7 protein-coding genes are annotated in these 12,004 nt (G+C 41.6%); 6 read left to right on the top strand and 1 reads right to left on the bottom strand.

What is annotated here, in order from left to right; translation table 11 throughout:
- Positions 1-103 precede the first annotated feature (103 nt).
- Entirely contained in the window at positions 104-1,042 is a 939-nt protein-coding gene (locus tag FLL45_RS21340) for a sensor domain-containing diguanylate cyclase (protein WP_142944093.1), read from the bottom strand.
- Positions 1,043-1,384: 342 nt separating this feature from the next.
- Here FLL45_RS21340 and FLL45_RS21335 point away from each other — a divergent pair, with 342 nt between their 5' ends.
- The 6 genes from FLL45_RS21335 to FLL45_RS21310 all read left to right on the top strand — a co-directional run.
- Positions 1,385-1,804: a rubrerythrin family protein gene (locus FLL45_RS21335; RefSeq protein ID WP_142944092.1), complete on the top strand. Its 420-nt coding sequence runs from the start codon at positions 1,385-1,387 to the stop codon at positions 1,802-1,804.
- Between the two features lie 103 nt (positions 1,805-1,907).
- Entirely contained in the window at positions 1,908-3,236 is a 1,329-nt protein-coding gene (locus FLL45_RS21330; protein ID WP_246075870.1) for a heterodisulfide reductase-related iron-sulfur binding cluster, read from the top strand.
- Positions 3,237-3,283: 47 nt separating this feature from the next.
- Complete coding sequence (locus FLL45_RS21325) at positions 3,284-3,904, top strand: DUF3501 family protein (protein ID WP_142944090.1); 621 nt, start codon at positions 3,284-3,286, stop codon at positions 3,902-3,904.
- A 542-nt stretch (positions 3,905-4,446) separates the two neighbouring features.
- Positions 4,447-4,911, top strand: coding sequence for a hypothetical protein (locus tag FLL45_RS21320; RefSeq protein ID WP_142944089.1), 465 nt, complete (start codon positions 4,447-4,449; stop codon positions 4,909-4,911).
- Between the two features lie 11 nt (positions 4,912-4,922).
- Complete coding sequence (locus tag FLL45_RS21315) at positions 4,923-5,702, top strand: hypothetical protein (RefSeq protein WP_142944088.1); 780 nt, start codon at positions 4,923-4,925, stop codon at positions 5,700-5,702.
- A gap of 576 nt (positions 5,703-6,278) precedes the next feature.
- Positions 6,279-12,004 (top strand): SpvB/TcaC N-terminal domain-containing protein (locus FLL45_RS21310; protein ID WP_142944087.1); only part of this gene is annotated, 5,726 nt, incomplete at its 3' end.

The raw sequence follows: 12,004 nt of genomic DNA, 5'->3' as shown, positions 1-12,004 counted from the left end.
AAAATCCTTAAACTTAAACGCTGTCGTTTAAATCGGGCATTTAAACAATTATTTGCGAGCTGAAGAGTTGAAAACGATTAACTGTTACCTTTTATGTTTTTTATCAAGGCATCGATTTGAGCGCGATTTCGACCATTTCTTCGGCACTCACGTTGGTGTCTGAGGGAAAATGAGCCACGCTATGTTTAAAGTCGATCGGTGTAGAGATTTCAAAGTTTGGTCGCAATTCGGTCAGCTTTTCATTAAATCGCTGAATGATGCTTTCAATATCGTCGGGAGCGCTATCGGTCAGTAAGACAGCAAATTCTCCAGCGGTTAATCGAGCAAAGATATCAGACTCTCTAAATACTGACTCCATTCCTTGGGCAAAACACTTGAGGACTCTTTGGCCGAGCGCTTCGCCATGGGTTTCATTCAACTTGTGGAAGTCCACAATTTCAAATAACACTAAACTTGATCGTAAGTCTTTGCGGCGACAAACATTCAGCGTATGTTCGGCTAACGACATGAATCCGCGACGATTAGAGATTAACGTGACCGAATCCAAAGTCGCCATTTGAATGGCAGTAAATTCTTTTTCAACCATCGCCCCGAGGTCTTTGAGTAATTGCCGATCTTCTTCGTCCATTTTTCTGGGACGTTGATCAATCAAACACAAAGTACCAATGTTAAAGCCATTATGAGTTTTTAACGGGCAGCCGGCATAAAAACGGATCTTAGGCTCGCCCGTTACCAGCGGGTTATCAAAAAATCGTTTGTCTTCTCGGGCATCTTCAATGACGAACAACGCTTCATCTAATATGGCATGACCGCAAAATGAGATATCTCGATGGGTTTCGCAGGCATCTAAGCCTTGTTTTGATTTGAACCATTGGCGTTCTTTATCCACCAAACTGACTAAACAAATTGAAACCCCAAAAAGCCGCTTGGCCATGCGGGTGATGCGATCAAACCTTTCTTCGGGATCAGTATCTAGAATTTGTAAGGTGCGCAGCGCTGCTAAGCGCTGTTTTTCATTTTCCGGAAGTAACGGCGATTCCATGCGTGCTCCGTTTGGCGATACAAAATTGCGATACAAATTGGATAAGCGATTGTTTTTACACCTATTAGCATAGCAGTTAAGTGTCTTCGATGCTGCTTTTTAATGTCGATATTCGTGTCATTGCGCTCAGTGTTTATCTCAACGAGCGCTAATGCAAAAGTCGGCTGCGCGAAAATAATTGAATAGAGAAAAACAATGTCCCAATCGTTATTAATAATTGTACAAAAAACGACCTGTCGACTAGTCTGAAAGAACGGCGCTGCTGTACCTGTGAATTAACCGGGTAGTGTTGTTAGATGGTTTAATTTTTATTAACGCTAATTACTACAAAGGTGGGTCACTATGTCATTAAAAGGTTCTCAAACAGAACAAAACCTCAAAGATGCTTTTGCAGGTGAATCTCAAGCTAATCGTCGCTATCTGTATTTTGCTGCTAAAGCCGACGTTGAAGGCTACAACGATGTTGCAGCTGTTTTCCGCTCCACTGCAGAAGGTGAGACTGGCCATGCTCATGGTCACTTGGAATATTTGGAAGAAACCGGCGATCCGGCGACAGGTTTACCGATTGGTGGAACGGCGGATAATTTGGCGGCGGCGATTGCGGGTGAAACCCATGAATACACAGACATGTATCCAGGCATGGCAAAAACGGCTCGCGATGAAGGCCATGATGAAATCGCTGATTGGTTTGAAACGCTCGCTAAGGCAGAACGCAGTCATGCAAACCGCTTCCAAAAAGCACTCGATAATTTAGACGAATAATCTTTAGACAGCCTTAATCAAGATAGGGAGTTTGATCTCCCTATTGTTTTATCCGCTCGTGTAAATAACGAGGGAGAGATTATTAAAAGAGGGAGAGATTATTGTGTCGCAACGTGAAGGTAGTTTGGAAGCACCTACCCGTCATCCGCTCGACTGGCAGTCGGAGGATTTCTGGAACGAAGAAAGTCTTAATCAAGAGTTAGAAAGAGTCTACGATATATGTCACGGGTGTCGACGCTGCGTGAGTTTGTGCGATGCGTTTCCCACCTTGTTTGATTTGGTCGATGAGTCGGACACCATGGAAGTTGATGGTGTTGACAAGGCGGATTATTACAAAGTCGTCGATCAATGTTATTTGTGCGATATGTGTTATATGTCTAAGTGTCCTTATGTTCCGCCCCATGAGTGGAATGTTGATTTCCCTCACTTAATGTTACGAGCTAAAGCGGTTAACTTTAAAAAGAACGGCGCCAGACCAAGAGATAAAATTCTGACTAGTACCGATTCAGTCAGCGGTTTAGTTTCCATTCCTGTGGTGGACGTCACGGTCAACAAGTTAAACCAAAACAAAACCTTTCGTGGACTTTTAGAAAAAACGTTGGGCGTTCATAAAGATGCGCCGGTTCCCAAGTATCATAGTAAAACCTTGCGTAAAAGGGTTGCTAATCTCTCACAATCGATTGAGCCTATCGAAACTGAAAAAACGACCGGTAAAGTTGCCCTGTTTGCGACTTGTTATGGTAATTACAACAGTCCTCAATTAGGAGAAGATTTTTTTAAAGTCTTTCAACATAACAAGATCCAAATTCAATTGGTTGATCAAGAAGTCTGCTGTGGAATGCCGAAACTTGAACTGGGGGATTTAGAGAGTGTCGCCAAAGCAATGGAGGCGAATATTCCGATACTTGCCGATATGGTTGATAGAGGTTATGACTTAATTGCACCGGTTCCATCGTGCGTATTAATGTTTAAACAAGAATTACCGTTGATGTTTCCTGATGATCCCAATGTTCAAAAAGTAAAAGCTGCGTTTTTTGATCCATTTGAGTATTTATTCTTGCGTCATAAATCTGAGTTGTTTAATACAGAGTTTAAGAATCCGTTAGGAGATATCAGTTATCAAGTTGCTTGTCACTTGCGAGTGCAAAATATCGGTTTAAAAACCAGAGATATTTTGTCGATGGTGCCAGACACAACTGTCCATGCGATTGAGCGTTGCTCTGGGCATGATGGCACTTATGCAGTGAAAAAAGAAACTCATGACAAATCGGTTAAGATAGCCAGGCCGGTTGTTCGCAAAGTGAATCAAATGAAAGCTGCGCATTTTGCCAGTGATTGCCCCATGGCTGCGACGCATATTGTTAATTTGGCAGAAGAAGCGGATGTGGCGGAACATCCCATGAGTTTATTACGAAAAGCTTATGGTATATAGCGGAGTTATTACAAACGTCGTTCAATGATTATGAATAGGTAACAACAATGCAAACTTTATCAAAAACCGATTTAATGCCGCTGGAACAATATGCTGCAGCCCGAGGTGATTTTCGTAGCAAATTTATGCGCTACAAAAAACAGCGCCAATTTCAGTTGGATGACAATATTCGCTTTTATTTTGAAGATAGAATCACCGTGCAATATCAAATACAAGAGATGTTGCGCGTTGAAAAGATCTTTGAAGCAGAAGCTATTCAAGAAGAGTTGGATGCTTATACACCATTAATATCCGGTGAAAACAATATTAAAGCGACCTTAATGTTGGAGTACCCAGATGTGGATGAGCGACGTATTAAGCTGGCGGAACGAACCGGAATTGAGGATACCATTTGGTTACAGGTAAGTGATTTTGTGAAAGTAATGGCGATTGCCAATGAAGATTTGGATCGCTCTACGGATGAGAAAACCTCTTCTGTCCATTTTCTGCGGTTTGAGTTGAGTGATGAAATGGTTGATGCCGTTTTAGCCGGCGCTAATATCACTTTAGGAATTGACCATCCTGCCAATCGAGTCAGCGGCGTAACTATCCCGCTAGAGATTCTAAAATCTCTTAGAGCCGATTTAGATAATAGGGTGGAGAAACCTTTTTTACAACAATTAGAATGATACAAGCTTTTTAGTAGAGTCGGGTTTTCTAAATATTATCGTTTGTTTTAATTATCGATTGTTTTAACCATCCGTTCTTTTAATTATCGGTTAGCATTAACGGTTTGTAACTGACAGCGTTGTAAGCTTTTCGCTTTTACAGAAGTAAGAAACACGATCTTATTTGTACAATTCTTAGTGATTATTTAAGCATTTTCTTATAGAAAATCAGGCGCTCCAAAAAATTATACATTTCAATTTAAGTCATAAGATATCATTAATCGGCCAACAGTTGGTTGCTTGGCTAAATTTTAATAGTTGCTGGCGAATCGACGACAGCGGAATTCTTTAATTACCCTTACTCTACATAGTACTTGTAGCTTCTCTCTTCAGAGCTTTGGATTTAAAGCTTTATATCTAAGCCGCTGTAGCTCAACGATAAGTTTAAGTCACAAGTTTTTAATCGTACAAAAGTCAAATATAAAGCGAAATGGCGTTACCCATAATTATCTTTATTCGCAATCTATGGCTTTTCTAATTTTCATTTAAACAAGGATGATAAGATGATGAAAAATATTTTAATTGTTTTTACGGTTTTAGTTTCTGCATACGTGTCAACTGTTTTGGCAACGGATAATCGAGGCGAAATAATTCGCGTGATTGGCTATAAAATTTATTTTGAATCGGCTGATTGGGGGACCAGTGTTTACAACTATGTTGGTATGACTGATGCCAATGTCGGTCAAGATGATACGCCGGATCCCGATCTCAATGATGAAGCGGTGCAAGATGATATCGAAGATTGTCGATTTGAGCGGGCGCAAGCTTTTAGGCGCTGTGAGATTAACGCGCTTGCCGCAAAATTAGATGACTACGAAGCCTGTCGATTTGCACCGCCATTTAAAAATATCAGAACCGAGTGTTTTGCGATCGCTGATGCGTCATTTAGTTTGAGTATCTCGCGTTGCAAGTATGACTACAATCAGAACCTAAGGAATCAATGTGGTTTAGTGCCAGGTCAAAGCTAGAGGAGTAAGTGATGAATAAACTCTTCTATTATGGCGTTGGTGCTTTTGCCGTTGCGATGATGATTGCTGTAGCCGTGGCGACAGTTTCATTGCGAGATGTTTTAGGCGGAAGCGACACTGAAAAAAATCGTAGTGCTGGTGAAAAAGCTTTGCAAAGTGAGTCGTTAGCATCGGAGACTAGCATCAATAGTGGGCCAAGCAGAAACCAATATCCAGTAGAACGTTTGGCCTTAGCCAGCGGAAAGCGAGTGGCTGAAATTGTTACCTATGAGTTGAAGTATGGTGATAAAGATTCGCTTCATGCTGCGATTAACCAAGGTGACGTAACAGCGATGAAGAAAATGGCTAACATTCATTTTAAGGAAAACCAGCCTGAGTTGGGTTTTCAAATGATGCGCCTAGCTGCGGTATATGGCGATTTGGATTCGTTAGCGCGCTACTGGCGAGAAACGATACCTTATATGAATGATTCATCACTGAGCGAAACAGAGAAACATAAATATGCGGTGTTGGATTACTTGGTTTCGCATAAAGCCGCGATCTTAGCCGGTCGAGAAAAATCGTACCAAGATATGATGTTTTGGTTACACACTTCCAAGATAGACCTATCGGCGGATGATCTGAGTTTTATTGATACCTACGGTAATCAATTATACGAGGAAATCAATGGCGAGCGATATGCGCTGGGTATGGAGCCGTTAAAGAGCACTACAGAAGGTATGAGTCAATATCAACGAAATTTTGAAAAATTTCTTAACGATAAGACTTTTGCGATTGTGCCTTTTAATTGAATGGGCGTCACTCCACTAAAAGTATTTTTAGTGGAGTTTTAAGATTAGTTTCCTGCAAGTTTTAAGTGGTACTCGATTCAAAAGGCCAAAAAAAATCATCGAATAGCATAGGCTTGAAAAAGCGACATATAATTTTTGTCTAACCTCGCCAGCGAAAAAATGTGCATTATTACCTATTTTACTTAACGCGTTTTTGTCAGAATGCGCTCAAATTATACCCATCATCGAAAGTGTATCAGAGTCGGTGAGTGTCAAAGGGTGGTTTAAAGGGATAAGTCAGAAAAGGATTTTAGCTACGCTATAAATGGTCATACGCTGTATATGATCAAAGTTCTAGCGACCATTTTCAATATCCGATTCTCTTACCTACTCGTGTTCAATTTAATTCGGTGCCAATCGATTTACTCCATTTTTAGATGGATTTTTACAGAATATTGAGTGATTTTTGGTCAAAAACAGCAAAATGTCCGATTTGTACCAGCTTTTGGCGGAAATTTGATAGTTAAAAAGTCGGATTGACCATTAGGATCCAAATAATTTTAAAAACAGTTAGTTAAAACATTCAGGGATAAAATAATGAAACTCTTCTCGCGCGTTTTATTGATGACGTTTTCAGTGCTGGTTGTAGCATCTTCGTTTAGTGCTTCAGCTTATATTCGGTTTGAAGAACCAGAATTGACGCCGGTACCCTCGACGCCGCAAGGTGTTGTTGTGCCGACGACTAGCTCCACTGGGACTTTTACTCTAGGGTGGCAGCCATCATCGAACTTTACCAACGGCTATTATCGTGTCGAGGAGTCATTTAGTTTTGGTTCTTGGCGTACAGTAGTCAGTAGTATTCCTACCAACACCACTCGGCATACCTTTTCAGGTAAGGCTCCAGGCACTTATCGCTATCGAGTCATAGCTTGTAACCGGCCTTTTAGTGGGTCTGATGTCTGCAGTGGCTGGGGATACAGTGGTTATATCAATGTCTCTTCTGGTCAGACTGCGCCGAGCACGCCAGCAGTACCCTTGGGACCAGAGTCGAGTGACAATGGCAATTATACGATTAGTTGGGTTAAGCCGTCGGGTACCGTTTCTTATTACAATCTTCAAGAGCGTTTTAATAGTGGCAGTTGGACAACCGTTGTTTCATCAAATGTTTTAAGTAAAAGCTTTACCGGTAAAGCGCCGGGTAATTATCAGTACCGCGTCAGGGCGTGTAATTCTGCGGCATCCTCTCCATGTTCTAGTTACAGTGCGACAAAGCAACTAACCGTTAACAATCCAGAATTAATTCCAGATGCGACTTTAATCACGCCATCGGTGCCTTCCCAGCAAGCCATTGGTGCGCTAGAGGGGCAAGCTGGTGTTTCCGGTGGTGCAGCTACCTACTCTATCCCGGTTGCGGTTCCACCAGGTCGTGCCGGGATGCAGCCCAGTGTCTCAATCGGCTACTCATCGCGAGGGGGGAATGGCGTTGCCGGTATCGGTTGGAACCTTAATGTTGGCGGTTCGGTTAGTCGTTGCGCGGCAACCATGGCACAAGATGGATATGCAAGAAGTGTTCGATTAGATAACACTGACAAACTATGCCTCAACGGTCAAAAACTTGTGTTGGTTTCTGGACTTTATGGTCAAGGTGGCTCCGAGTATCGAACTGAGTTAGACAGCTTTGCTCGAGTGACTTTAAACTCTGCTTCAATCGGTTCTTCTAGCAGTTGGTTTAAAGTAGAGAGCAAAGATGGCAAGGTTTCTTACTACGGTAATACCAGCAACTCAAAACACTATTTGGGTAACTCAAGTATCATAATGAGTTGGGCTTTATCAAAAGTTGAAGATCGTACTGTTAAGAAAAATAATATGATATTCACCTACTCAGAGCATGGGATGGGTGAATACCTGATGTCAAAGGTTGAGTACACCGGGGAAAATGGTTATGCCGGCAATCGCTCGGTGACTTTTGACTATGGGCCGAAGCCTGATCCAACTCACAGTTATATGGCAGGTTACAAATCAGAGCAAACGAAGCGTTTAACAAGGATTAATACCTATTATATTTCGCAACTCATTCGTCGATATACACTAAATTATGGTGCACCGAGTTCTGCATCTGGTCGCACCTTATTGCGCTCGGTTACTGAGTGCGCGTATAAGAATTCTTCGCCAGCGTGTCTACCAGCAACGACCTTTGATTGGCATGAACCTACGCTTGGGTTTACCAATCAAATGGCTAACATTAGTGGGTTTGATGCGCGCACCAACGACAAAATTATCTTTGGCCCTGATAAAAATGGCGACGGTGAAAAAAGCTTGATGTATTTAAGCAATTCACAACTTTACACTATCAAGCTTAATAAAAGTTTAAATGAAATTACATCGCTGACTTATTCTGAACCAGCTTTTGGTGAGGGCGTAAGTGATCTATTTGTAAAAAATAACTCTAGCCCAGTTGCATTTTCCATCGACATTAATAGAGATGGTATTGCCGATTACGAGGCAAAAGTTAACAACAATAAAGCCTTTATCTACTTTGATAACGGTGTAAGAAAAGTCGAAGAAACGAGTGTTCCATATCGAAACAGCACAAGTGTTGGAGATATGAATGGAGATGGAATCGGAGATTTTATTTATCATAAATATCGAGAAAGCGAAACGATAGATGACACTCGAATAATCGCGTATTTAAGTTGCGCAAGCGCTCAAGTTATTAAATTTTGTCAAACACAAGAAATCTATAACCCACAAGATGGATGGGCTCAAGATTATGATTATCGTGAATATCGTGGCGAAAATTTAGTTTCTGCAGGTGATATCGATGGTAATGGCTATAATGATTTTTGGGTGACGGACTATTATGGCAAGAAGCTTTATGTCGTATTACTTGATCAAACTTCACCAACTGGTCAAATAGTTTCTACCAAGCACTCATTATCCAGCCAAGGAATAACTATTCCTCTTGCTGGTTCAAAGGAAAAATATAACATTCAACTTGATGTTAATGGTGATGGGTTAAACGATATTTTATATGCCCATAATGACCTTTGGTATGTTCAAATAAACAACGGAGATGGATTTAATAATGCGGTAAACACCGGGAAAAACTTCAATTTAACGAGTGTGTGCCCAGTTGGTTTCCCAGGTGAGATTTGCCCTGGTAACCCTTTTAAAAATGATTTCCAGGATTATGGTTTTACACCATACAACTACAAGATTCCTGATGTGCCTTACAGTGCTCACTTTCGAATTGCAGATATCGATAATGATGGTAGAGATGAACTATTAGTTCCTGGAGAGCATTTAAAAACCTATTGTATTGACCCGAGCGGAACGGCAGATGACACAATCAATACTGAGCGTAACTGTTCGTTACATGAGTTTCCTTGGTTGCAAAACCATTTAGTGCAGTGGAACTATTTAGATTTTGATGAAGGCTCTGCTGGGTCTGTGTCCTTAGTTCTTAAGTCAACGGATATTGAAGCTCGATTGAACGATTTAGGCTTAGCCGACGTGCATGGTGACGGTCAACTTGATGCTTACAGTACAGTTGGCTTCACTTGGAACAATGGCGTACATATCAACGGTAGCGAGAATGGATTAAGCGTAGCGAGAAATAATTCAGCGCGTCCAGCAGACATGATGGTAGCAGTTGAAAATGGCCTGGGTGTTAAATCAAAGTGGAACTATAAGCCATTATCTGATTTTGTAGATTCAACAGGTGAGTTAACAATCTATGATCCAGAGCGTCTTTATGCTGATAAACATGACGATATGTTTTTATTTAGCTCATCAATGATTGTTGTAGATGAATTTAAACAATCGAATGGTGGACTTACAGATACGCCATCATGTTCAAATGACTCATGTTTTTCAACGACTAACTACCAATATCGCGGTGCGATCTACAATCATTTAGGTAGAGGATTCCAAGGCTTCCGTTCAATCATTGTTGATAGTCCAGCGGGTATTCGTTCGGTTACAGATTTTCATCAGAAGTTCCCGCATGCAGGACAAATTGAGACTGTTAAAACCTGTTTAACCTCGTCTAACGATGACACCTGTTCTACCTCGAAACTTTCAGAAACACAAATGGGCTATGCCAAGATAGATACAACTGGTCACGGCACCTACTGGACACCAACCGCTAAGTCGATTGCTTCGACTTATGAATTAAATGGTGGAGAGCTAGTGTCTCAGAAAACTAGTTATATTGGATTATCGGATCCAGGCGCGTTATCAACGCAAATGAGTATCAATAGTTTGGAAGCCGAGTTTGCATACGGCAATATCAAGCAGTCGACGAGTAAAGTGGATTCAGGCTTTGGTGTTAACGAAACGCAAACGGTGAATACTTTTTATTCGCCAAGTACCAGTGTGTGGTGGATTAATAAATTAAAATCCACGGCGGTGACAACCAAAGCGCTAAGTTCCGGAACTACCCAAAATCCTGTTTATAACTCAAGCTTAGATGGCAATAAAACGGTCACGAGTCATATTGATCAATATGATTCGCAAGGCAGTCGCTTACCGTCAACCACGCAAACAATTCCAAGCTCGGGTAAGTCATCAAAAGTAATTTCTGTTTACAACAGCTATGGTTTGCCAACTTCGGTCACAAGCCAGGCGGATGGACAAAACAGAAGCGTAACCACTAGCTACTCAAGCGATAACTATTTTGTGGCTAGTGTCACCAATATAGACGGAACGGTTTACACTAATTCCAATCCAATTCATGGCCAACCGAATTCAACAACTGATATTAATGGTTTGGTGAGTTATTTTGACTATGACAACTTTGGTCGTATTGAAAAAGCAACGCCACCGAGTGGCACCGGTCAGCCAGTTTACACACGATTTGCTTCGTGTAATCAAGGATGTGATGGGATCAGTGATGCAAAACTGGTTTACAAAGTAACCTCTTACTCCGCGGGGACACCACAAAGTAGCGCTTATAAAGATAAGTTTAATCGTACCCTTTACACCAGAACTCAAGGTTTTGATGGTTCGTCAATTTATACGAACGTTCGTTATGATGAGTTAGGGCGTAAACTATTTGAGTCGGTGCCATCACGCTTTGCAAATGGGCTTTATGGTACAGAGTACTTACAATATGATGTGACTGGTCGGTTATTGCGTAAAGTTGTTGATCAAACAGCGGGTCAAACCTTGGATGTTCAATATGCTTACGGAGCCTCTGCTGGTTCTTCTTTGTCACCCTATCGAACTCGGATTGTGGTTAATAACGATCAACCGATGTATCGCACTTACAGTGGCACCGGACAGTTAATGCGAACGACTGATGCCAAAGGTGGTGTCACGCGTTACGCATACGATGGTATGGGTAGTCCGATCGTCCTCAATGATGCGGCAGGGTCATCAATTACCGCGACTTATAATGCATTGGGGCAAAAGCTTTGGGTGAATGATCCTAACATGGGCCGTAAGGATTTTTCCTACACCGGTTTTGGCGAAGTAGAGTGGGAAACTGATGCGGAGAACAATACTTATTATTATGATTATGACGGGCTAAGTCGAATAATCCGCCGCTACTTAAATGGAAAGAATCTAGATGACTTAGAGGCCTCATTTAGCTTTAATACTGCGGCTTGTAAAAGTGTACCGAATTCGGAAACGCGCCATGACTTACCAAGCAGTGAGAATTTCTCGCGTGTTTATCAATATGACGATTATTGTCGCCCAACAGGTGCTGTCACTAATATTGATGGCGATACCTTTGAATCAACGGTTTTTTATGACGGTAATTATGGACGAGTGAAAGGTAAGCAATATCCAAATGATTTGGTGGTTGCTTATGAGTTCAATAGTTATGGATACAACAATCGAACTAAAAATGCGCTAGATAACACGGTTTATCGTGAAATTACTGCCATGGATGATTGGGGTAATTGGACTGAAGCGAGTATGGGGGTTTATAGCCGAGTCAGTCGCCAGTTCCATGCACAAACGGGTCAGATGAAACACTCGAAGCTAAAACGCTATTCAAGTGAGCGTCAATCGGTGGTTTACGATAGTTATGATGCTTACGGTAATTTAACCAAGCAAACGGTTGGGGGATACGGCGGTAGTACTTACTATGTTGATAGCGAGACTTATGGTTACGATGAATTGCATCGCTTAATTCGTTCGACGTTGAGCTTATCAGGTGCAACTCAACCTTACGTTGAATATGGCTACGATGCAGTCGGCAACATTAAGTTTAAAACCGATTTTTCTAGTACCTCTACAAGTGCATACAGAGTTGGAAATGTTGCTAAAAATGCAGGCGGAAACGCTGGACCTAATGCGGTCCGCCAGGTGCT

The sequence above is a fragment of the Aliikangiella marina genome (assembly GCF_007004765.1).
Taxonomy (GTDB): Bacteria; Pseudomonadota; Gammaproteobacteria; order Enterobacterales; family Kangiellaceae; genus Aliikangiella; species Aliikangiella marina.
The sequence above is the reverse complement of the archived record's forward strand: the minus strand, read 5'-3'. Positions and strand labels throughout refer to the sequence as shown.